Origin of the sequence: Corynebacterium lehmanniae (genome assembly GCF_043161975.1) — a bacterium.
GTDB lineage: Bacteria > Actinomycetota > Actinomycetes > Mycobacteriales > Mycobacteriaceae > Corynebacterium > Corynebacterium lehmanniae.
Genome location: NZ_CP170998.1, coordinates 1,980,940 through 2,005,021, shown reverse-complemented (window position 1 = coordinate 2,005,021; position 24,082 = coordinate 1,980,940). Strand labels below are relative to the sequence as shown.

Here is a 24,082-nt window from a genome sequence, read left to right as displayed (position 1 = left end):
CTGAGTTGGAGACGTGGCAGAGCGGCCGAATGCACCGGTCTTGAAAACCGGCGAGGTTAATCCCTCCAGGGGTTCAAATCCCCTCGTCTCCGCCAACTTCTTTTCGGGGGCATTTGCTTATCGACGCCTCCGGTTTCCCTCCCTTCCTTAAATCTCGGTGAATTTATTGGGAGGGGGTTTGGGCTGGGTCGTGAGGCGGCGTAACAGCTAGGTGACACACGAAAAACCGGTCAGGTTATCCATCTGGTCGGTTTTGCGTTGCGGATGTCGTACGGCCGATTTCTGATAAGTCCAAACAGCTGCTGAAACTTTGGTAAATAAATCAAAAACTCTGACAGCAAGCTTATTGACGCGTGTAGTGTGCGAACCATCCCTGCCGTCGTAGCGTTGCTTTTCCTGGATGCTGAAGGCGGGATTTCCCTTTATCAACGCTCTCCACGCGGAGGTACATATGAGCGAAAATTTGACCAGGAAAAACAGTTTGCGCCGCAACATTGCGGCGGTTATTGGAGCAGTATCGCTAGCGTGCGGGAGCGTCGCGGTGCCAGTGGTGGCACCGGAGTACGCGCCGGTGGCGCGTGCGGCTGATACGAGTGTGAATTGGGATTCGGTCGAGGCCCCGAGCTACAACCCGAAGATTGAAGTAACCGTCGATGAAACAAATCCAACTGGGGATTTTAATTACCTGTTAACTTTCGACGCTGTTCCGCCGAGGCCCACATCGCGCCCCAGCGAAGCAGGGCAGTCCAATCTTCGCAACCTTAAGGTCTGGGTTATTCCCGATGACGGGAAGACGGAACTGAGGCGAGATCCAGAACCGACGGACTTCAAATGGGCGAGCAGGCAAACACACCCTATCTACGACATCCAACACATAGGTAAGGAAACGCTGATCCTTTTCGGTGAGCCCGCCGGAGTAGATGGAGATGGGAATACCATCCTGGAGATTCCAGATGGTGATTACCCGATTAGCGCAAAACTGCCTGCGCGAGTTTCGGAGGGCAGTTCCGTGCCTTTCCACGCGTTCGCTGGAATGTATGCGCAGCTTCGACCGAAGGTGGGTTGGCAAAAAGACTTTACTTACCTGCTCCGAGAGCCGGAGAAAGACTCCCAGTTCCACACTTACCCGGATGCCTGCAGGTCGGAAAACTGGAGCAAGTATACGCTCCACGGTGACGGTTACGGTCAGCAGTTGGTCCAGTTATATGTGGGTACAGAATTGCCGTGGATGGCTCTAGGGGCAGAGCAGACGAACCTTGCCGCAGATAAAAGGCAAGAGCTCGAGCAGCAAGGATTCTTTTTTGGGCCTGGCTACAGTATCCGAATTACGGATCCGAACGGAAATGTCATCACTGAAGAGGTGATGGATAAAGCTTCCGCCGGCGATCCCAAACAAGATCCACGGGACCCTTACCCCTATTCCGTCAACCAGAACTGGTTGCAGGCATGGGAGTGGAATTTTAATGCGACAAGCATCGCGGACTCCGATCAGATCGATGAAAGCGAAGTTTGGCTCCGTTCTGGAACTACGATCGAGTTCCACCAACTCAACCTGATCCAACCGGATGAAAACGGCGAATGCAGCCTGGGCAGCAAGGACGAAGCGCAGGCATGGGCCAACCGCTCACTCACGCACATCGTCAGCTATCGCAAAGATGTGGAGCGAGAAATTGAGGACGAAATTCAATTTGGTTCCCCGTTCATCGGCGACCGCGTCTGGGTCGACGCCAACGGCGACGGCATTCAAAACGAGGATGAGACCACCGGCGTCCCCAATGTCAAGGTGATCGTTTCTCGCGAGGGCGAACCGGATCGCACCGCTACCACGGACGCTGATGGCAAATGGCTTGTGCAGGACTTGACTCCTGACGCCCAGTACAACGTGCGTTTCGTCTTGCCTGCAGGTGGTGACTACAAGGATTACTTGGTCACCAAGACTGGTACGGGTGACGGTGACGTCGACTCGAATGGCTTGAGCTTTACGACGGATCCGGTGCCCGCGACAGGCGATCTCACCTACGACCTCGGCATTACGCCGCCGGCCTCGGTTGGTGATTTCGTGTGGGAGGACACCAACGGCAACGGTATCCAGGACGATGGTGAGCCGCCGGTGCCGAACACAACCGTTCGAGTGAATGGTCCGAACGGTGAGGAGCACACGACCTCGACTGACGAGGACGGTAAGTGGAGTGTGGACGGGTTGACTCCGGGTGTGGAGTACACCGTGGAGTTCACCCCGCCGGCTGGGTACCAGGTGACTAAGACTGAGCAAGGTGAGGATCGCGGCAAGGACTCGAACCCGCAGTCTTCGAAGGTCACGTTGGAACCGGGCGAGAACAACACCAGCTACGACCTCGGACTTGTGAAGGCAGCGTCTGTTGGCGATCGGGTGTGGCTCGATTCGAACAATAACGGTGTACAGGACGAGGGCGAGACGAACGTCGCTGGAGTGACCGTGACGGTGACCGGCAATGGAGAAACTCACACTGCCACAACGGATTCCAACGGCCAGTGGCGTGTTGATGGTCTGACTCCGGGGGTGGAATACACCGTGGAGTTCACCCCTCCGGCTGGGTACCAGGTCACGAAGACGGGGCAGGGCGATGAGGCTACGGACTCCAACCCGCTTTCGTCCACAGTGACTCTGACGACTGGGGAGTACAACGAGACGTATGACCTTGGGCTCGTCGGAAAGCCCGCTTCTGTTGGTGATCGCGTATGGATCGATGCGAACCGCAATGGTGTGCAGGATGAGGGCGAGGAGAATCTCGCTGGTGTGACTGTCACCGTCACCCCGCCTGCTGGTTCGGACGAGCAGCCGCGTACTGCGACGACGGATGCGGACGGCAAGTGGCGCATTGACGAACTGACTCCGGGTGTGGAGTACACTGTTTCGTTCGAATTGCCCGAGGGGTACAAGGCCACGGATGCGTTGGTTGGCGAAGACCGCGGGGTTGATTCCAACGGTTTGCGTTCGACGGTGACGCTCAAGCCGGGTGAGTACAACGACACCTACGACTTGGGTGTTTACCAACCAGCATCGATTGGTGACTTCGTGTGGGAGGACACCAACGGCGACGGCATCCAGGATGAAGGCGAACCGCCGGTGCCGAACACTATCGTTCGAGTGACTGGCCCGAATGGTGAGACGCACACGACCGCGACCGACAAGGACGGTAAGTGGAGTGTTGATGGGTTGACTCCGGGTGTGGAGTACACCGTGGAGTTCACCCCGCCGGCTGGGTACAAGGTCACGAAGGCGGAGCAGGGTGAGGATCGCGGCAAGGACTCGAACCCGCTGAGTTCGACGGTTTCGCTGAAGCCGGGCGAGAACAACACCACCTATGATCTCGGGCTCATCAAGCCTGCCTCCGTCGGCGACCGCGTCTGGGTCGACGAAAACGCAGACGGTATCCAAGACGAGAATGAAAAGAACGGCGTGCCGAACGCCAAGGTCACGGTGACCGCGCCGGAGGGCGTCGATGAGCAACCGCGCACAACCACCACGGATGACAAGGGTAACTGGCGTATCGACGGGCTGACACCGGGTGTCGAGTACACAGTCACGTTCGAGCTCCCCGAGGGCGTATCGGCCACCAAGTCACTGGTTGGCGATGATCGCGGCGTGGATTCCAACGAGCTTTCGACCAAGATCACCCTCGAGTCTGGCCAGCACGACCCGACCATCGACCTCGGTGTGGTCCCCGCATCGATCGGCGACCGCGTGTGGCTGGATGAAGGCGACGAAGAAAAGGTCGGCAGAGCCGACGGCATCCAGGATGACGGCGAGGGCGGCATTCCAGATGTCGTAGTGCGAGTCTCCCGCCCGGGTGAGGAAGTCCGCGAGACGAAGACCGGCGCAGGCGGTACATGGAAGATCGAGGGCCTTACACCTGGAGTGGATGACTACCGCGTGGAGTTTGATGCTCCAGACGGTTTCCGCATTTCGCCGACGAAGGCGGGCGACGCCGCTGTGGACTCCAACGGTCTGTCCGACAAGGTTGCAGCTCTGAAGTCCGGTGAATTCAACGACACGTACGACCTTGGGCTGTTTATTGACGTGCCGGAGACTGAGACGACCACCGTTCCAACCCCGGTTACCGTAGAGAAGACGACTACGGTGTCAACTCCGTGTGATTGCTCGTCGACGACGGTGCCGACAACCACTACCCAGGTCGTGTCGACGACGAAGACCCAGTCGGTGCCGACGACGCTGACGACTCAGGTTCCGGTGCCGACGACCACTACCCAGGCAGTGCCGACGACGCTGAAGACTCAGGTTCCGGTGCCGACGACCACTACCCAGGCAGTGCCGACGACCACTACCCAGGCAGTGCCGACGACGCTGACGACTCAGGTGCCTGTGCCGACCACGGTCCACTCCACGACCACTGCTGAGGCGCCGAAGCGAGGCACGATCGGTGATCGTGTCTGGGTTGATGAGAACGGTGACGGCAAGGAGGACCCGGGTGAGAAGACGGGTGTTCCGGGTGTGACTGTGATTGTGAAGGATCCGGAAGGCAACGAAGTCACCCGCACTGTCACGGATGAAAGCGGCAATTGGAAGGTTGACGTTGAGCCGGGCGAGTACACCGTCCGCTACGAGCCGGGCGATCGTACTCCAAGTGATCCGGAGCTGGTCGAGCGCACGATCGTCATTGAGCCGGGCGAGGAAAACTTCGAGGTTGACCTTGGCATCCTGCCGTCTGGTTCCGTCGGCGATCGTGTCTGGAATGATGAGGACGGCGACGGCGAGCAGGGTGAGGACGAGAAGGGTCTCGAGAACGTCGTGGTGTTGGTCTCCCGCGAGGGTGAGCCGACCCGTTCCGCAGTGACCGATGCAAACGGTGATTGGAAGATTGAGGGTCTGAACCCGAACGCTGAGTACGACATCCGCTTTATCAAGCCTGAGGGCTGGGAGGTCACCGGGAAGGTTCCGGGTTCGGATGAGTCTGGTCTGGTTTCGAAGGTGACGGTGAAGCCGAACGAGTACAACGACTCCTACGATCTCGGTTTGAAGAAGGTCGATCCGGGTTGCGACTGCGAGCCGGTGAAGCCGGGCACGATCGGTGATCGTGTGTGGGTCGATGAGAACGGCGACGGCAAGGAAGACCCGGATGAGAAGACGGGTGTTCCGAACGTGACTGTGATTGTGAAGGACCCGGAGGGCAATGAGATCACCCGTACGGTGACCGACGAGAACGGCAACTGGAAGGTTGACGTGGAACCGGGCGAGTACACCGTCCGCTACGAGCCGGGTGAGCGCACCCCAGCGACAAGGAGCAGGTCGAGCGCACCATCGTCATCGAGCCGGGCAAGGACAATTTCGATGTTGATCTTGGCATTCTGCCGTCTGGTTCTGTCGGCGATCGCGTCTGGCACGACGAGGACGGCGACGGCAAGCAGGGTGATGACGAGAAGGGCCTTGAAAACGTCGTGGTGTTGGTGTCCCGTGAGGGTGAGCCGACGCGTTCTGCAGTCACCGACGAGAACGGTGACTGGAAGATTGAGGGGTTGACCCCGAACGCTGAGTACGACATCCGCTTTATCAAGCCTGAGGGCTGGGAGGTCACCGGCAAGGTTCCGGGCTCGGATGAGTCTGGTCTGGTCTCGAAGGTGACGGTGAAGCCGAATGAATACAACGACTCCTACGACCTGGGTCTGAAGAAGACCGACGTGACGTGCGACTGTGAGCCGATCAAGCCGGGCCGCATCGGCGACCGCGTGTGGATCGACCTCAATGGCAACGGCAAGCAGGATCCGAACGAGACTGAGGGTGCACCGGATGTGACCGTGATCGTCCGCGATAAGGACGGCAATGAGGTCACCCGTACCGTCACCGACGAGGACGGCAACTGGAAGGTCACCGTCGAGCCGGGCGACTACGAGATTGAGTACCGTCCGCGCGACTGGAAGCCGACTGACCCGAAGCGCGTGACCCAGAAGGTCACGGTGGAAGAGGGCAAGGAGTACCTGGACCTCGATCTCGGCGTGCAGAAGCCGAAGCCGGGTGAGCCGACTCCGCCGACTGGTGAGCCGCAGCCGCAGCCGGAGAAGGGCTCGTCGACTGAGACCCTCGACCGCTGTGTGGCTAACGCGGTGCGCTCGCCGCTGCTGTACTTGGTGCCGGTGGCACTGCTGGGCGCGTTCGGCGGCGAGATCGCCCGTCCGTACATGGGTGCGATCAATGAGCAGGTCAACCAGATCAACGCGCAGTTCCAGGAGGCCATGCGCCGTAACAGCCCGGATTGGGGTCAGGGTGGCCGTGGCGGCCGCGATGATGACCAGTTCGCTGAGCTGCGTGGCCAGATCGACGCGGCGAACCGTCGCATCGCGGAGCTTGGCCAGGACCCGAACGTCCAGCGCTTCGGCACCGTCGCCGCTGGCGTCATCGGCCTGATCGCCGCTGGCGGCGTGCTCTACGACTGGTGCTCCAACGAAAAGGGTGAGGCCTTCACCTCCATCGGCGGATCCTCCAGCAAGGACGCGGCGTAATCGCTAGCTAATCGACGAAAACCGGCCAGGTTATCCACCTGGCCGGTTTTTTCTATTGCTGGTGTTGGTTAGGCGATCTCGTCCGGGAAAAGCTCTGGCATGGTGTGGAATTGGCGGGTGCCGGGGAAGTCCGAAGGGACGTCGATAAGCAAATCCTTTGCTCGCTTCGTATCCGGACGATTCTGGCCGGCGACGACCTGCACCTTCTCAATCGGGAACTCGCCGCGCAGCTGCACAACCGCGGCGCCGTCGTTGCGGTACGCGAAGTTCTCGCCGAGCAGACCGGCGATCTCCGAAATGGACTCGGCGGAGCTGCCGAGGTTGTCCGCGCGCCACGAGCCTTCCAAATCGCCGAGGGGGACGCCGAGGAGGACAATGCCGTCCGCGGACTTAGCCAGCGCGGAAGTCTTCGGGGTGAAATAGAACGGCACGGACGCGCTCTCGCCGACCAATGGGCCAACAGTGAGCGAATCCAGCTTGGCAGGGAACCAAACTAGGTAATCAGACGGGTCATTCGAAGTGTCGCGGGCGGCGAGGCCGGAGGTGAGCCAGGTGTGGATTTTCATGTGGCCGAGTATACGGATTTCGCCCAGGGCGTTTCGGGGTGTATTTGGACGCGCGGGGCCGACAGAGTAATGTGGAGCAAGGTCTGGAGATGTGCCAGAGTGGCCGAATGGGGCTCCCTGCTAAGGAGTTGCCCCCTTGACGGGGGCCGCAGGTTCAAATCCTGTCATCTCCGCCACTGTCATGAGTCGCGTCATGCTTGACGCCTGAGTCGCGACATGCTGGACGGACCGGCATCCCAGTTGTTTTTATTCTGGGGTGCCGGTTTTGTTCATTTGGGGCGAAGTGGTGGGTCACCGTGTTTCCAGTAGGCCTTTTGGTAGTCGCGGGCGGTGTCGATGTAGTGCTCGGTGATGACTTCTCCGGTTTCGGCTAGTGATGTGATGACGTGGTTGTCGGTGATGACCATGAGAATTTTCTTGTGTTTGTAGGCGCGTCCGATGCCGAGGTGGAAGAGTTTGCCGGCGTAGCGCACGGTGACTTTGCCGTTTTTGTCGACTGTGTCGTTTCGGGTTCGCCATTCTTCTTTGGGGTTGTCGTTGGGTGTGGCTTTGACTCCGGTGGTGTATGCCTGCTGCGGGGTGCGTCTGCCCAGGGCGCGGTGGGGCCGGGTGCAGTTGTAGTATTGGCGAAACTCATTGAGGAGTTGTTGCAGCTCAGCAACTGTTTGTGCTGTGGGTCGGGCCTTGATCCATTTTTTGAGGGTTTGGTGGAACCGCTCAATTTTTCCTTGGGTTTGGGGGTGGCCGGGCCGGCCGTTTTTCTGTTGGATTTTGTGTGCGACGAGCACTTTTTCAAACGCGTTTCTTCCACCTTTGCGCCCGGCTAGGCGGGCGGTGAACACCAAACCGTTGTCCGTCAGCGTGGATGCTGGTGGGCCGTACGCGCCGATCAGGCGGGTGAGTTCGGCGGCGACGGCGGGGCCTGTAAATGCGGCGGCCGCGGTGATTGACAGCAAGTATCGCGAGTGGTCGTCGAGGAAGTCGAGGACTTCGACTCGTGTGTTGTCGGCGAGGAAGAGGTGGGTGATGTCGGCTTGCCAGCATTCGTTGGGCATTGCGGCTTCGAAGCGGATGTAGGAGCTTTTTGGCTTCTTTTGCGGCTGCGGGGTGATCAAGCCTTCTTTGGTGAGGATGCGGCGGATCGTTGAAGTTGACGGGGCACGTTTGCCGGCCTGTTCGAGGTGGTAGGCGATGGTTTCGGGTCCTGCGTCGAGTCCGTGCCGGGTGAGTTGCTTGCGGATGCTGATGATGTCGTTGCTTAGTGCTTCCGGGATGGCGTGCGGGTGGGTGTGAGGGGCACGCGATTTCGGTGCGATTGCCTCGGCGCCGCCTGCGTCGTAGGCGTTGAGGATCTGGTGGACACGTTGGCGTGAGATGCCAAAGCGCTTGGCGACGCTGGTGGGTGTGCCGCCTTGGTCTCTGACGGCTCTGACGATGGCGAGGTTGCGGTTGGGACTGTTCATAGCGTCAAACATGTCCCGACTCACCAGTCAAGCGTCACCGACACGGCTGAGGTAACCCTAAGTGTCAACAATGACGCGACTCACCTGTCAAGGATCACAACGCCTTCCGCAGGCACACCCCGTCAAATATGTCGTGACCTCAGGCACTGTCATCTCCGCCACCGCGCCCGTAGCTCAACGGATAGAGCATCTGACTACGGATCAGAAGGTTGGGGGTTCGAATCCCTCCGGGCGCACTCTAGTTTTTGTGTGGAAACCCCTGCTTGTCGAGGGTTTTCGGCGTTTGTGGGGAAAGTTCACTCGGCGGGGCGGCGACGGTGAATTTTTCCGCACGGGGCTTTGCGCGACTTGCGACGAACGAATGATTCTGCAGGCGGAGGTAGGGAGATTCATTCGGTAGTGAACTTTGCCGCACGGGTGCCGATCCTGACAGATCACGGCGGGCGTTTGTGGCGACCTGGGGCGATGGGGCGCTCTGACAGATTCCGCCGCGATGTGTCGGGGGATATAGCGAAAAAGCCCCGCCGGCGGGGCGGGGCTCGGGTGTTGGGAGCTTAGGCCTGGCGGGTGTCCACCACCGGGGCGGCGACGGTCTCAGCCGGCTTGTTGTTGCCGTTGCTGCTGCGGCCGATGGTGACATCGACGCCGTTGACCTGCGGGATGCAGGTGCGGACGGCGCCGGTCACAAGCAGGGCCGCGACGACGCCAACGGCGGCGCCACCAGCGGCGGTGAGCTGCGCGGGCTCGACGTTGAACTGACGGGCAGCGTCGTTGAATGCGCGCTCAGCCTGCTTGGCGGTGTCGTTGAGGCCCGGGACGTTCACCTGGCCGGCCAGCGCGAGCGGGATCAGAGCAACCAGCGGCAGGCCCAGGCCCACCAGGGAAGCGATGCAACGCGGGTCGGAGGAACCGCCCTCGATACCCACGGTGGCGTCCAGGAGGCTGGAGCCGCCGTTCTCGGCTTGGCCTTCGTTGCCCGGGGCAGGCTCGCCGTTCTGGCCACCACGGCGGGAGGAACCGACGCCCACCAGGCCGCCGTTGGCGTTTCCGGTGACCACCGGGTTGGCATTGCCAGTGATGAGCACGGACGGGTTCGCATTACCGGTGGCGACGACGCTGTTGTTCGAGCCGTTGTTGTTGCCGATGTTCGACGGGTTCGCATTGTCAGTGATGACCACGGACGGGTTCGCATTACCGGTCACCACCGCGGAGTTGTTCGAACCAGCCTCGCGGAGGTTGTCGTTGGCGTTGCCCGTCACCACCACGGAGTTATTGGACCCGTTGTTGTTGGCATTGTCCGTGACTACGGGGTTTGCGTTGTTGGTGACCACGACCGAGTTGTTCGATCCTGCCTCGCGGAGGTTGTCGTTTGCGTTGCCGGTGATGACCGGGTTCGCATTGCCGGTCACGACTGCGGAGTTGTTGGACCCGTTGTCGCGGAAGTTGTCATTGCCGTTGTTGTTGGCGTTGTTCGTGACCACGGGATTCGCATTGTCGGTGACCAAGACAGAGTTGTTCGAACCGTTGTCATTCGCATTGCCCGTAATCACCGGGTTCGCATTGCCCGTGATGACCGGATTGGCATTGCCAGTAATCACTGCGGAGTTGTTCGAACCGTTGTCGGAGATGTTCACCGTCGGGTTCGCATTGCCCGTGATCACCGGGTTGGCGTTGCCGGTGACGACCACGGACGGGTTGCCGTTATTGGACAGGTTGTCCTTGATTTCGACGGTCGGGTTGGCATTGCCGGTGATCACCACCGACGGGTTCGCATTGTTCGTGACAACCACGGATGGATTGCCATTATTAGAAAAGTTGTCCCGCGGGTTGACGTTGTCGGTGATGATCACGTTCGGGTTGGCGTTATTCGTGATGATCACGTTCGGGCTGCCATTGTTGTTGCCGATGTTCGACGGGTTCGCGTTGTTGGTAATCACCACGTTGATCAGGCGACCAGCACCGCCGCCGCCACCGTTGGTTCCACCTTCACCGCCACCGGTTCCGCCGTCGCTACCGCCGCTAGTGATACCGCCGAGGATGTCGCCCAAGCCACCAAGCAGACCGCCGCCGGTGCCAGCACCGATCAGGCTGCCCAGGATGGGGCCGAGGATGCCAGCGACGGTGCCCGCCGTTTCTGCGGGGGTTTTCGACGGGTTCTTGGCCGCGATCTTCAGGGTGGCATCGAACGTGTCAGTGCCGTCGTTCACCTTGATGGGAAGGTCGAAGTCGCCTTCCTTGAACGTGGTCGGCGGGGTGACGCGGATGGTGGTGCCGTCGTTGGAGACGGTCCAGCCAGTGGGCAGAGCGGCACCGTTCTTGGATACAGTGACGCCTTCCGGCAGCGTGATTCCCTCGACGGACTGCGCGGACGTGGACTTCTCAAAGTCCATCGGGTAGCGGGTGGTCAGCTGGTTTTCCCATTCGGCGCCCGGACGCTCGTCGATGATGTTGACGCGCAGCGTCGTCTCAAAGGTCTTTCCCGCGGCGGTGGTCACGCGCACCGGGATGTCCTTTTCGCCCGTGGCGAAGGCAGTCGAGGACTGCGGGCGGATCAGGGTCAGCGTGCCGTCGTCGTTGCGGAAGTTCCAGTTGAAGATGGTTTTCGCGCGCGGGGCGACGGTGTCGCCGGGCTGAAGCTGCAGCCCTTCAACTACAGCTTCATCGGCGTTCCAAAAGTTCGCGGTGTCGAAGCGCGGCTCGAATGTGGCGGCTGTGGTGCCTTCGCTTGTCGACGGCTGCTCCGCCGGTTCCGGTTCAGCTTCACTCGTCGGCGTGGTGGTCTCCTGGGCCTGAACCGGGGAGATGAACGGGGCCACGAGGGCAAGGGATAGGGCGCCCGCCGCGATGGCGGTGCGGCGGGAACGAACGGGCTTTGCCATGGTGGCTCCTTTTAGGATTCAGCGGATTGTCAGCGATGTATGACATCTATCGCAGAATACGCGTAGATCTTTACATACAACCGCCAAGAATCTGCCCTTTCTCGCGCAAAAATTTTCAGCCTGGGTACCCTCGCCGTGTGACTACGGCCAACGCGGCGGCGATCGCGCACCTGGAAAAGCAACTGAACCGGCACCGGTTGGACTCCGACGACTTGGACGGGCTCCACGAGGAGCTGGCGGAAATCCCGTTGCACGATGTGGTGCACGTGGTGGAGCGGCAGCCGTCGAAACGCGGTGCTGTGCTTATCCGCCTGCTGCCGCCGGAGCGCGCGGCCGCGGCGTTTGATGCGCTGGATCCCGCCCACCAGGCGGAAATTGTGGAGGCGCTCGGGCGCGAGGACGTCGCCGGGCTGTTCAGCGCGCTGGGTGCCGAGGACCGCGTGCGCATGCTGGACAACCTGCCCGCGGAGATCGCGGAGCGGTTCCTGGGGGATCTGGACGAGGATGCCCGCGCGGACACCGACCTGATTCTGGGCTACGAGAAGGGCTCGGTCGGTCGCGCGATGAGTCCCAACGTGGCGGCGGTTGGTCCTGGTGAGGGGGTGCGGGAGGTCGTCGAGAAGCTTCGTGCGAATGCGGACCGCTTTGAGACGGTGTACACCATTGCCGTGGTGGACCCGGAGCGCACGCTGTGCGGCGTGGTGGGGCTTCGCGACCTGTTCAAGGCGGCGCCGGACGCGCGCGTCGGCGACGTGATGCGCGAGCGGCCGTCGGTGCAAGTCAGCGACGATGCCGAGGACGCCGCGCGACGCCTGCTCTCCTCCGGGCTGCTGGCGTTTCCCGTGGTGGATGCCGGCAACCGTGTGGTGGGCATCTTCACCCACGACGAGGCCGCCGACATCGTCGAGCACGCCGACAGTGAGGACACCGCGCGCCAGGGCGGCTCCGAGTCCCTGAAGCAGCCGTACCTGTCCACCCCGGTGCTGAAGCTGGTGCGCTCGCGCATCGTGTGGCTGCTGGTGCTCGCACTCTCCGCGATCCTGACCGTGCAGGTCCTCGGGGTGTTTGAAGGCACGCTCGCACAGGTGACCGTGCTGTCGCTGTTCATCCCACTGCTCACCGGCACCGGCGGCAACACAGGCAACCAGGCGGCAACGACGGTGACAAGGGCACTTGCGCTTCACGACGTCACCAAAGGAGACATCCTGAAAGTGATGTGGCGCGAATTCCGCGTCGGCGCGACACTCGGAGCAGTGTTGGGCGTGCTCGGATTGGGCATCGCGTGGGCGGTTTTCGGCCGAGAAATCGGGATTGTGATAGGAAGCACACTATTTTGTGTCTGCGCCATGTCCGCGACCGTGGGCGGCATGATGCCGATTGTTGCCAAGACCGTCGGCGCGGACCCCGCCGTATTTTCCAACCCGTTCATCTCCACCTTCTGCGACGCGACCGGTCTGGTGATCTACTTCGCGATTGCCAAGGCGGTGCTTGGGTTGTAGTTGGGGTTCGGTTTGGGCGATGTTTGCCGGTTTGGCCTGGGGTTTTGGCTGTGAGTTCACCTGGGTGTAATGTTCTTTTTCGTTGTCCGCACGGCAACGAACTGAATACGCGCCCGTAGCTCAACGGATAGAGCATCTGACTACGGATCAGAAGGTTGGGGGTTCGAATCCCTCCGGGCGCACCAATTTTTAACGCCCCGAGCGTACCGCTCGGGGCGTTTTGTGTTTCTCTCAGGATTAGGTGGCGCCTGAGCGCTCATTGTTAGGAACTTTAGAAAACCTTTTAAAACTGGAAAAGGCCTGATTAACTGCGTTTTCAAGGTTGGTGCTTGCTTGAAAGCGACTGTCCAAATTGGTAGGTTTTACGGCAGTTCCGCGGGAGAAGTGTGTTCTATGTACTTCTTCCTCGAATTTCTCCCATTTACAAAAACAACCATTGGAGCCATCTTGAAGAACGCTTCCTCCCCGTTCGAGTTCAACTCGGACTCTGCCGCCCAGGGACCCTTGAACCCTGGGCGTTACAACGCAATGTCCTCCGCGGACCGCAACCCGCGCCGCCACTCCGGCAAGCGCTCCGTCATCGCCGGCATGACGTCCGTCTCCCTGGCGCTGGCCGGTTTGACGGTGCCGAGCGTTGTTGGGGGTTCATCGCCATTTGCCGTAGCTCAGGTTGCAGTTCAGGTCGCTAACACTTCCAATCTTGAGGCTCTTTCCTATTCCCAGGAGCGAAAGGAAAAGGTAGGGGGGGAAACTATTGAGCACGATGACTGGCGCCATGTGATACGTTACCGAGGTTCTGGCGTTAACCAGCCATTGAAACTTCAGGGCTACACGATGCGCATTCTCGAGAACCCTGGTACGTCGGTCACGGGCGATCGGAAATTCGAAGATGCCAAAGTGGTTGCAACCGTTTACAAGAGCGGAGCTACCGCACCGGAAAACGTGGTCGAAACAGTAGGCGCCACCTTGACGGCAGACCCCAATAACCCTCTACGTGTGGCTGTAAGGCTGGACCGTGAGGTGACTATTCCTGCATCCGGGCGCCTCCAATTTGATGTTGCGGACAAGGGGGGCGCCTGGCCATTATCGGGAGACAGTGAAACTCATGCTCGTCGTGACGTAGGAAACACTGTCATTGAAGACGCAACCGGCATATCTACTGGTTCGGTGTCTGGTCGTGTGATTGATCCGGACGGCAGTGGTGTTGAGGGTGTCACTGTCGAGGCTGGCGGCAAGACTGCTGTGACTGACCGCGGTGGTGTGTATTCGATTGCTGGTGTGCCGACGGGGGATACTGAGGTCAAGGTTGTCGATGGTGTGCCGGCTGGGTACTCGGTGTCTGGTGCGCAGCAGAAGAATGTGACGACGTCGGGTGTGACTGGGGTGGATTTCTCCACGACGCGTGAGACTGGTTCGGTGTCTGGTCGTGTGATTGATCCGGACGGCAGTGGTGTTGAGGGTGTCACTGTCGAGGCTGGCGGCAAGACTGCTGTGACTGACCGCGGTGGTGTGTATTCGATTGCTGGTGTGCCGACGGGGGATACTGAGGTCAAGGTTGTCGATGGTGTGCCGGCTGGGTACTCGGTGTCTGGTGCGCAGCAGAAGAATGTGACGACGTCGGGTGTGACTGGGGTGGATTTCTCCACGACGCGTGAGACTGGTTCGGTGTCTGGTCGTGTGATTGATCCGGACGGCAGTGGTGTTGAGGGTGTCACTGTCGAGGCTGGCGGCAAGACTGCTGTGACTGACCGCGGTGGTGTGTATTCGATTGCTGGTGTGCCGACGGGGGATACTGAGGTCAAGGTTGTCGATGGTGTGCCGGCTGGGTACTCGGTGTCTGGTGCGCAGCAGAAGAATGTGACGACGTCGGGTGTGACTGGGGTGGATTTCTCCACGACGCGTGAGACTGGTTCGGTGTCTGGTCGTGTGATTGATCCGGACGGCAGTGGTGTTGAGGGTGTCACTGTCGAGGCTGGCGGCAAGACTGCTGTGACTGACCGCGGTGGTGTGTATTCGATTGCTGGTGTGCCGACGGGGGATACTGAGGTCAAGGTTGTCGATGGTGTGCCGGCTGGGTACTCGGTGTCTGGTGCGCAGCAGAAGAATGTGACGACGTCGGGTGTGACTGGGGTGGATTTCTCCACGACGCGTGAGACTGGTTCGGTGTCTGGTTCGGTTAAGGGCGCTGATGGCGAGCGGGTTAAGAATCCGACGGTGACGTTGGAGGGTATTAACGGCAATGATGATTCGTTGGAGGTGCCGGTCAAGGCTGACGGTTCGATTGATACCTCGAAGGTGCCCACTGGTGATTACAAGGTCACGGTGACTGCTCCTGGTTATGACGACAAGGTGCTTCCGAAGGTCACGGTGACCGAGGAGGGGCCGAACACCATTGAGGTTGAGCTGGATCGTTCGACTGGTTCGGTGTCTGGTTCGGTTAAGGGCGCTGATGGCGAGCGGGTTAAGAATCCGACGGTGACGTTGGAGGGTATTAACGGCAATGATGATTCGTTGGAGGTGCCGGTCAAGGCTGACGGTTCGATTGATACCTCGAAGGTGCCCACTGGTGATTACAAGGTCACGGTGACTGCTCCTGGTTATGACGACAAGGTGCTTCCGAAGGTCACGGTGACCGAGGAGGGGCCGAACACCATTGAGGTTGAGCTGGATCGTTCGACTGGTTCGGTGTCTGGTTCGGTTAAGGGCGCTGATGGCGAGCGGGTTAAGAATCCGACGGTGACGTTGGAGGGTATTAACGGCAATGATGATTCGTTGGAGGTGCCGGTCAAGGCTGACGGTTCGATTGATACCTCGAAGGTGCCCACTGGTGATTACAAGGTCACGGTGACTGCTCCTGGTTATGACGACAAGGTACTTCCGAAGGTCACGGTGACCAAGGAGACACCGGGTCGCATTGACGTGGTGCTTACCCCGGCGGAAGCACCGGCCCCAGAAAACCCGGCAGAGCCGACAACTACCACGCCGAATCCGGCCACGTCGACCACGACGAAGGTGACCACCTCGAAGCAGGTCACTAAGCCGTCCGAGCCGACGACTATGACGCCGAATCCGGCCACGTCGACCACGACGAAGGTGACCACCTCGAAGCAGGTCACTAAGCCGTCCGAGCCGACGACTATGACGCCGAATCCGGCCACGTCGACCACGACGAAGGTGACCACCTCGAAGCAGGTCACTAAGCCGTCCGAGCCGACGACTATGACGCCGAATCCGGCCACGTCGACCACGACGAAGGTGACCACCTCGAAGCAGGTCACTAAGCCGTCCGAGCCGACGACTATGACGCCGAATCCGGCCACGTCGACCACGACGAAGGTGACCACCTCGAAGCAGGTCACTAAGCCGTCCGAGCCGACGACGCCGAAGACTGCCGTGCCGGCAACGACCGCGCCTTCCTCGACCCCCAAGTCGGATGAGAAGAACCCGAGCATCATTGGCACTGTCACCGACCCGGAGGGCAACCCGCTTCCGCCCACGAAGGATAAGGACGGCAAGCCGCAGCCGCCGACGGTGATCGTCAAGGACAAGGACGGCAACCAGGTTGGCGACCCGATTAAGGTCGACGAGAACGGCAACTTCGAGGTGCCGGAGCTGCCGAAGGACGGCGACTACGTGGTAATCGTCGACGCGCCGGACGGCTTCAACGATCCGAAGCCGCAGGTTGTGCCGGTAAAGAAGGGCGAGACCTCCAAGCTGCCGCCGATCGAGGTGACCAAGCCGAACGCTGATCTGGATAAGAACAAGCCGGCTGCGAAGCCGGGCTCTGTCCACGGCTGGTTGGTCGATGAGTCCAACCGTCCTATCACTGGCTCTGACATCAAGCTGGTGAAGAAGGGCGTTACCGACCCGGAGACCGGTGAGACGTTCGATTACGAGGTCCCGATCGAGGTCGACGCGGATGGCTACTTTGTCACCCCGCCGATCGACTTCAAGTACTTCCCGGAGGGTGTCGCCGACTTCGATCTTGAGGTCACCCTGCCTGAGGGCTGGCCGGATGTCGACATCAAGGGCGACAAGATCAACCGCACCGTGACTGTCAAGCAAGGCGAGTCCACCCCGGTTGAGATCAAGGTTGAGGCACCGAAGACGCAGTCCATCGTCGGCCGCATCGACGACGGCAACGGCAAGGCTGTGCCGGGTACCACCGTTGTGGTGACCGATCCGCGCGGCAACTCCCGCGTCATTCCGGTCGAGGATGACGGCTCCTTCGCGATCGACGACGTCATTCCGGGTGTCCACGAAGTGGAGATCCTCACCCCGGGTCGCGGCAACGATGTTGATCCGATCAAGGTGCCGGTCCGCGCTGGCGAGGATGTCGAGCTGCCGGAGATCCACCTGACCCAGAACAAGTCCCTGAAGCTTGAGAAGCGAGTTTGGGGCCGTGACGCCGACAACAACGGCAAGGTCAAGAACAAGGACGGCGAGCTCGTCGACGATGTGATGACCGTCAAGGACGGTGAGGACCTCCTCTATGCCCTGATCGTCACCAACGATGGCGACGAGCCGATCAAGAACATCACGTTCGACGATCCGGAGCTGGATAAGCGCAACATCGAGCTGACCATGCCGGAAGGCTGGACCGCTGAGTCTGAGCTGGCCCCGGGTGACTCGAAGGTCTTCAATGCCAAGATGAAGGCGCCGGAGGACGCGTTCGACTTCAACAACGTCGCAACCGCAAGTGGTGTCACCTCCAAGGGTGAGAAGGTCAGCTCCCTGCCGGATTCCGCCTACACCAAGTTCCTGCGTGGCGCTGTGGAGAAGAAGGTCAATGCCCGCTTCGCCACCAACAAGGACAAGCCGGTGAAGGCATCGGCGAACTCCCCGCTGGGCTTCACCTACGAGGTGAAGAACACTGGTTCCACGCCGATGGTCAACGTCAAGCTCACCGACATCGTCTACGAGGACGGCGTGGATGAGGACAACTGCAAGCCGGTCAAGGCGTCCGAAAAGGCAGAGGACGGCCAGTGCTACCAGCTCGACGTGAAGGAGCCGGAAGGCTTCACCGGCACGCTGCTGCCGGGCGAGCGCGTCGTCTTCAGCGCTGAGTTGCCGGAGGGCCTCAACCCGGGTGCGAAGCACCACAACGCCGCTGAGGCTCGTGGCGAGCTGCCGGCACGTCCGGGCCGCGGCGACGGCTACACGGGTGAGCCGGAGTACGGCGAGGATCCGTCGTCCGTGCTGATCATCTCCCCGAAGGACAACATCAAGGGCAACGCCCACGTTGTGGTCTCCGAGGGTGCAGAGCTGGACGCTAGCGATGTCCAGGTGGTTGCTTGGGTCGACGAGAACGGCAACGGCAAGCAGGACCCGGACGAGGGCCTGTCTGGCCTGAAGATCTCGCTGGCACCGACCGACGGCACCCCGTCCTTCGCCGGTGAGTCCAATGAGGACGGCAATGTCCTGTTCGAAGGCTCGCCGTACGGCAAGTACACGCTGAAGATTGACAGCCCGGGCAACCTGCGCCTGGTCGATCCGAAGGATCCGGAGAACAACTCCTTCGATCCGGGTGCGGTCCTCGAGTCCAAGGAATTCGAGGTCAACAAGGCCGAGCAGGTGATCAACCTGCAGCTTGAGACCCCGCGCACCGCTGGTATCTCCGAGGGCGGCGCTCAGGGCGAAGAGGAAGACAGCTCCCTGGGCAAGTGCCTGGCGTCTGCGTCCTCCGTGTCCAACCCGGTGGCGTGGTTGGTCCCGCTCGGCCTGCTTGGTGCCGTCATGGGCGGCATCGGTGTGATGTTCGAGGACGAGCTGAACCAGATTTCCGCTCAGGCCAACGCGGCAATCCGCGAGGCTATGCCGAACGTCGACCTTGGCATCGGCTTCCAGCAGCCGGAGTGGGTCACTGAGATCCAGGGCCAGTGGCAGGCGCAGATCGACCAGGTGAACCGTCAGCTGGCACAGATCAACCCCGCAGCCCCGGCTGCTGCGGGCGGCGTCGCTCTGCTGGCTATTGCTGGTTTGCTTACCGGTATCTTCTACGCCGGCTGTGAGGCTGGCTGGTTCGAGCCGAGCGAGGAGGGCAGCTCCGCTGGTAGCTCCTCCAAGGCAGACGCTGAGGGCACTGAAGATGTTGCTGGCTCCAGCAGCTCCAGCTCCGAGGGTGGCAGCTCCAAGAAGGCTGAGGCCGACGCCCAGCCGGAGGCAAAGCCGGAAGAGGCCGCCAACTAAGGCCCCGAGGGCTCTAGTCCATGGCTGAGTTATAGAACGTGCCCCGGTCTCGTCGATACGCATCGGCGAGACCGGGGCGCTGTGTTTTTACAGGCAATAAATATTGAGACAGCGCGATGAAACGTATACATTCGTAGGTGCTTTTTGGGCTTTCGCGCGCTTTTTCACATTCGAGAGGTAATAATGGCTGCAAACTCCAAGGTCAACCGCATCGCCGGGCTGTCGCTCGCCGCTGCTGTCGCGGGCACGCTGACGCTCGTGCCCGTTGCGAAGGCGGAAACCACGTCTCCGTCCTCGGAGTCCACGACGTCGAAGGCTCCGGTCGTCTCCACGGAGGACAAAAGCTCCGCCGCCCCGGCATCCTCTTCCACCGCCGCGCCGGTAACGACGTCGGTGAAGTCGGCTGAGGGGTCACCGAAGGCGTCGGCAAGCAATGTTGCCCCCACGACCAAGGCGGACACCACGCAGGAGTGGGCCGACATCCTCAAGGGCTTCGCCTCCCTGATCGTCTCGGCGACGGCCGCCGGCTCTGGCACCTCGGGTGTGCAGCTCACCTCTGACAACCACACCTACAGCGCCATGGCCAGCAACCCGACCAACGGCCGTCTTTACGCCGTGTCCGACGAGGGCCACCTGCTGCGCATCCACCCGCAGACCGGCAACCTGAAGGACCTGGGCGAGATCCCGGGCGTCGAGGCGAAGGAGATCACCTCCGCAGCCTTTACTCAGGACGGCACGCTCGTGCTTTTCGACGGCGAAACCGTCTACGCCAAAGACCTCGCCGACGACGAAACCGGTCCGAAGAGCAAACCGGAAAACCTCGAATTTGTGAAGAAGCCCGTCGAGGGTGTGCGCGACCTGCCGGAGCTTGCGTGGGCTCCGACCGACAATGACGGCGAGCTGGTCGCCCTGGCCACCAAGGACGGCAAGGCGACGCGCTACACCCTGAACGTGAAGGACGCGAAGGTCGCTGAGGCTCCGGCGGAGGTGAGCAAGGGCGTCGACCTGGCCGACGTCGCCGCGTTCGAGTATGCCTACCTCGCCGACGACGCCACCTTCTTCGCTGACGGCGAAGGCAACGCTGTCAAGCTTGTCGACGGCAAGATCGTCGACGTTGAGACCGACCGCACCGAAGAGGACAACTACAAGGCCGTGGCCGGCCTGGAGGCGAAGCCGGAGTCCGCCGCTGGCGAGACCCCGGCCTCCGGTGAGCCGACCACCACGGCTGCTGATGCGTCTGCCGGCGCTGGCTCCGCGACGGTTTCTGCTACCACCACCGCTGAGCCGACTCCGTCCAAGAAGGCCCCGAGCGTTGGTCAGCGGGACGCTGAGGTCGTCGAGCTTGACGTGGAGGTTGTCACCGCGGATGGCGGCCTGGTGCGGGACGCCAGCTTTGTGAGCGCAGACGGCACCGTCGACGGCGCGACCGACGAGTCCGGCAAGGGCAAGGTTTCCCTGAAGCTGGACGATGCGTCCCGCGGCAAGGACACCTTTAACCTGGCGATCGACCAGGCGCCGGAAAACTGGGGCGTGGCTGTCGCCGAGGTTCAGCGCGGTGCCAAGTCCGTGAAGTTCGTCCTCCCGAAGGGGGAGGATGCTTCCGCGACCACCACCGTCGCGGCGCCGAAGGACACCACGTCCTCGACCACTACGAAGACCGCTGCGCAGGGCGATGACGGCCTCATCGAGGTGGACGTCCTGGTCAAGACCGCCGACGACAAGCTCGTCGAGGGCGCCGAGTTCAAGAGCGAGGATGGCCGCGTCTTCGGCACCACCGATGCGAACGGCCGCGGCAAGGTCACTATCGACCCGAAGAAGGACAACGCGAAGCTCGTCCAGCTCACGCTGAAGGAAGCTCCGAAGGGCTACAAGAACGCTGACGTGGTTATCCGCCGCGGCGACACTGAGGCCGAGCTCGTCCTTCCGCGCGACCCGAACGCGACCCCGTCCTCCACGCTGAGCAAGCCGGACCAGGTGCTCAAGGTCCTCGACCAGGTCCGTCCGGTGGCGTCGTCCTTCCTCGCCCCGGCGGCCGCTCTGGCTGGCGCTGGCGGACTGGCGGGTGCCGCGGGCGCGGGCGGCTCGAAGAGCACCAAGAGCACCAACACCACGTTCGGCGGCACGAAGGTCACTTCCAGCAGCACCACGGGTCGTTCCACGGGCCGCTCCACCAGCGTGACCCCGTCCGCGAAGGTGGTCACCCGCAACGGCAACTCCACCAAGGTGGCCAAGGCGAACACGTCCACCCGCGCAACCTCCTCCGACGAGGACACGGAGCGCGACGGTGATCTCGCGGATACCGGTACCCCGATGCGCGCAATTATCGCGATCGGCGTGCTGTCCGTGCTCATCGGCGGTGCTTACCTGGCCCTGGGCCGTCGCCGCGAGAACCAGTAAGCCCGCGTAGAACACAAAAGGCGGCTCCCAAACACAGGGGAGCCGCCTTTTGCGTTGCTACGTCAGCCGAAACTAGAACACCTCGACGCGCCCGCCCACGGACTCGATCTGCACCAGCTGTTTCTCCCAGCCCGGGGTGCCCGGGTGCACGCGCATGATCGGGCGTGAAGAGATCTCCACGGGCGAGACGGACTCGCGCCGCGCCCCCTTGCGCGCCGCCATGCGCAGGTGGGCGCGGTGGCCAGACTTGGTCAGGTCCTCGAGCGACCTGCTCTCGCCGGACAGGGAATCGCGGGCGCCCTGGAGGAGGTCGATGAACTCATCCAGCACCGGCACCAGGGATTCCGCGTTGGTCTCGCACATGTTGCGCACGAGCTCCGGGTCGGTGCTGGCCACGCGCGTGGCGCCGCGGAAGGACCCGGCGGACAGGGATTGCGCCAGGGTGCCGCCGTGGTCGCCGACAAGCGCCAGCGCCTCGGCGATCACGTGGGGCAGGTGGGACACGCGGGCGACGGCCTCGTCGTGGCGGTCCACGGACACCGGCACCGCCTCCGCGCCGACCACCGCGGCCATGCGGCACACCACGGTGAACAGTGAGGCCCACTCGGGGTCGCCGGGGTGCTCGCGGGCGTAATCGAAGGTGACGGCCCACGCGGCGCTTGCGAACAGCCCTTCCTGGGAGGCGGTCCACCCGGAAAACTCAGTGCCGGCCATGGGGTGACCGCCCACGTAGCGCGACTCCATTCCGCGTTCGACCACCAGGTCGTAGACCGGCTTTTTCACGCTGACCACGTCGGTGATGCCGCACGACGGCGCGAGCTCGGCCACCTGGTCCAGCACCGAGGCCACGGCCCGCATGGGCACGGCCACGACCACCAGGGCGCCGTCGTCTTCGGCGCGGCGCAGCACTTCTTCCACGGAGTCGGACACGTCGAAGCCGTCCCTGCGCGCGGCACCCGCGCCGTGCAGCGTGAACCCGTAGACGCGCTCGCCGCGCGAGTGCAGGTCGCGCATGAGCGATCCGCCGATGAGTCCGAGGCCGACGATGCACACTGGGGGCAGCTGATGTGTAGTCACCGCACACAGTCTAGTGACACCTCCGCGGACGCGGACTACGCTTCGACACCATGAGCCAGGATTTCCCGGACGGGTACGCAGTCACCGTCGAGCGCACCGGCGGCACGTGGCGTGTGCGCGAGTTCGACGACGATTTTTCGGACCTTTCCACATCCGTCACCGCGGTGCGCAACCTGCGCGCGGAGGGGCCGGCGTTTGCGCTGCTCAATGTGGAGGAGGACTACCTGGTCATCGTGCGCCCGGGGCCGTCGCAAACCCGCGTGCTCATCTCGGATGCGACGATGGCGGTGGACGACGATTTCGCCGCCGACATCTTGGATGAGGCGGGCGCCGAGATCCCGGACATCGACCCGGACGAGCTGGACAATGTGGACGCGTGGGCGGACGGGGACTTCGACATCCTCACGGACCTCGGCCTGTCCGAGGAGCAGATGAGCATTTTGCTTGACGACGACGCGGACCCGGCCGACCTCGCCCAGTCAATCGCCGACGAACTCGGCTTCGGCGACGAGTTGGACGACGTTGTCGGCTAGCCTGCGGCGCGCCGAGGAGCGCATGCGCGTCGCGCTCGAGACCGCCAAACAGACACCCGCCGGCGACGTGCCGGTGGGTGCTGTCGTGTTTGATGCTGGCGGGGAGGTGGTGGGCAGGGGCGTGAACCGTCGAGAAGCGAACTGCGATCCCACTGCCCACGCCGAGGTGGAAGCGATCCGCGACGCCGCGCGGACGTTGGGGACGTGGCGGTTGGACGGCTGCGAGCTGGTGGTGACGCTGGAGCCGTGCACGATGTGCGCCGGCGCGATCCTGGGGGCGCGGGTGTCCTCGCTGGTCTTCGGTGCGTGGGAGCCGAAAACCGGCGCTGTGGGCAGTGTGCTGGACGCGATCCGGGACCCGCGACACCTGCACACCCCGGAGGTGCGAGCGGGCGTGCTGGAGGCGGAAGCTGCCGGAATGCTGGGCGAGTTCTTTGAAGGTCTGAGGAGTAATTGAATCGTTACCCAACGCCGCGCCGTTCGCACCTATAGTGGGGCACCTAACTGATTCCAACGAACAAAGGAGAACATCATGGGTATTGAGGACAAGGCAGACCAGCTCAAGGGCGGCGCTAAGGAAGCTCTGGGCAACCTCACCGACAACGAGAGCCTGGCCAACGAGGGCAAGGCTGACCAGCTGGCTGGCGCAGCCAAGGAGAAGCTCTCCGAGGCTGGCGACGCGATCAAGGACAAGGCCAACGAGGTCGCGGCAAAGGTCGAGGACAAGCGCGACGAGGCTGAGAACGAGGCTGACCGCTAATTTGGTTATCCGGCAGCGCTGCCGTTAATCTGTTCGGCGGTAGCGTGTCCGAGCGGCCGAAGGTACTCGCCTCGAAAGCGAGTGTGGGTAAAACCACCGCGGGTTCAAATCCCGCCGCTACCGCCAAAGTGTCAAGCCCCCGGAAACGGGGGCTTTTCGCATGTCGGGGGTGCCCACTAGGATGGGCCGGGTTACGCTCGCGCGGCCGCGGGCGGGAAGGAACG

At 61.9% G+C, this 24,082-nt stretch carries 11 protein-coding genes, 5 tRNA genes and 1 pseudogene; 13 read left to right on the top strand and 4 right to left on the bottom strand.

The features are described 5' to 3' along the window. Positions 1 to 7 precede the first annotated feature (7 nt). The 3 genes and pseudogenes from ACF3NP_RS09690 (at position 8) to ACF3NP_RS09680 (ending at position 6,495) form a co-directional block, all read left to right on the top strand. Positions 8 to 95 (top strand) — tRNA-Ser (locus ACF3NP_RS09690). 305 nt (positions 96 to 400) lie between these two features. Beyond that, a pseudogene (locus ACF3NP_RS09685) lies at positions 401 to 5,257 on the top strand (SdrD B-like domain-containing protein); the annotation flags it as partial. Between the two features lie 41 nt (positions 5,258 to 5,298). After that, positions 5,299 to 6,495 (top strand): SdrD B-like domain-containing protein, encoded by a 1,197-nt coding sequence (locus ACF3NP_RS09680; protein WP_392399146.1) that lies wholly within the window; start codon positions 5,299 to 5,301, stop codon positions 6,493 to 6,495. A gap of 68 nt (positions 6,496 to 6,563) precedes the next feature. Here ACF3NP_RS09680 and ACF3NP_RS09675 read toward each other — a convergent pair whose 3' ends face one another. After that, on the bottom strand, positions 6,564 to 7,061 hold the full coding sequence (locus tag ACF3NP_RS09675; protein WP_181889513.1) for a hypothetical protein: 498 nt from the start codon (positions 7,059 to 7,061) through the stop codon (positions 6,564 to 6,566). Positions 7,062 to 7,146: 85 nt separating this feature from the next. Here ACF3NP_RS09675 and ACF3NP_RS09670 point away from each other — a divergent pair. Then, positions 7,147 to 7,237, top strand: a tRNA-Ser gene (locus tag ACF3NP_RS09670). Between the two features lie 93 nt (positions 7,238 to 7,330). On the opposite strand, the gene ACF3NP_RS09665 is transcribed toward ACF3NP_RS09670, so the two are convergent. Beyond that, positions 7,331 to 8,524 carry an IS481 family transposase gene (locus tag ACF3NP_RS09665; protein WP_392398516.1) on the bottom strand — a complete coding sequence of 398 codons (1,194 nt, stop codon included), beginning with the start codon at positions 8,522 to 8,524 and terminating at the stop codon, positions 7,331 to 7,333. A gap of 163 nt (positions 8,525 to 8,687) precedes the next feature. Between ACF3NP_RS09665 and ACF3NP_RS09660 the strand changes: the two genes are divergently transcribed. After that, positions 8,688 to 8,760, top strand: a tRNA-Arg gene (locus ACF3NP_RS09660). A gap of 318 nt (positions 8,761 to 9,078) precedes the next feature. Here ACF3NP_RS09660 and ACF3NP_RS09655 read toward each other — a convergent pair. After that, positions 9,079 to 11,403: a hypothetical protein gene (locus ACF3NP_RS09655; protein ID WP_181889514.1), complete on the bottom strand. Its 2,325-nt coding sequence runs from the start codon at positions 11,401 to 11,403 to the stop codon at positions 9,079 to 9,081. A 137-nt stretch (positions 11,404 to 11,540) separates the two neighbouring features. On the opposite strand from ACF3NP_RS09655, the gene mgtE reads away from it, so the two are divergent. The 4 genes from mgtE (at position 11,541) to ACF3NP_RS09635 (ending at position 21,488) form a co-directional block, all read left to right on the top strand. Next, positions 11,541 to 12,902, top strand: coding sequence for a magnesium transporter (mgtE, locus tag ACF3NP_RS09650; protein ID WP_392398647.1), 1,362 nt, complete (start codon positions 11,541 to 11,543; stop codon positions 12,900 to 12,902). A 109-nt stretch (positions 12,903 to 13,011) separates the two neighbouring features. Further along, a tRNA-Arg gene (locus ACF3NP_RS09645) sits at positions 13,012 to 13,087 on the top strand. 982 nt (positions 13,088 to 14,069) lie between these two features. Then, positions 14,070 to 19,091 (top strand): carboxypeptidase regulatory-like domain-containing protein, encoded by a 5,022-nt coding sequence (locus ACF3NP_RS09640; RefSeq protein WP_392398646.1) that lies wholly within the window; start codon positions 14,070 to 14,072, stop codon positions 19,089 to 19,091. Positions 19,092 to 19,274: 183 nt separating this feature from the next. Next, complete coding sequence (locus ACF3NP_RS09635) at positions 19,275 to 21,488, top strand: hypothetical protein (protein WP_181889517.1); 2,214 nt, start codon at positions 19,275 to 19,277, stop codon at positions 21,486 to 21,488. 72 nt (positions 21,489 to 21,560) lie between these two features. Here ACF3NP_RS09635 and ACF3NP_RS09630 read toward each other — a convergent pair whose 3' ends face one another. Next, the gene (locus tag ACF3NP_RS09630; RefSeq protein WP_236883574.1) at positions 21,561 to 22,502 is read right to left on the bottom strand and encodes a prephenate dehydrogenase; all 942 of its coding nucleotides are present in this window, start codon (positions 22,500 to 22,502) and stop codon (positions 21,561 to 21,563) included. Positions 22,503 to 22,615: 113 nt separating this feature from the next. Here ACF3NP_RS09630 and ACF3NP_RS09625 point away from each other — a divergent pair, with 113 nt between their 5' ends. From ACF3NP_RS09625 to ACF3NP_RS09610, 4 genes are all read left to right on the top strand, one after another. After that, positions 22,616 to 23,098, top strand: coding sequence for a tRNA adenosine deaminase-associated protein (locus ACF3NP_RS09625; protein WP_181889519.1), 483 nt, complete (start codon positions 22,616 to 22,618; stop codon positions 23,096 to 23,098). 22 nt (positions 23,099 to 23,120) lie between these two features. Beyond that, the gene (locus ACF3NP_RS09620) at positions 23,121 to 23,555 is read left to right on the top strand and encodes a nucleoside deaminase (RefSeq protein ID WP_181889520.1); all 435 of its coding nucleotides are present in this window, start codon (positions 23,121 to 23,123) and stop codon (positions 23,553 to 23,555) included. A gap of 75 nt (positions 23,556 to 23,630) precedes the next feature. Beyond that, positions 23,631 to 23,858, top strand: a complete 228-nt coding sequence (locus ACF3NP_RS09615) for a CsbD family protein (protein ID WP_181889521.1) — start codon at positions 23,631 to 23,633, stop codon at positions 23,856 to 23,858. A 38-nt stretch (positions 23,859 to 23,896) separates the two neighbouring features. Continuing rightward, positions 23,897 to 23,984 (top strand) — tRNA-Ser (locus tag ACF3NP_RS09610). Positions 23,985 to 24,082 lie beyond the last annotated feature (98 nt).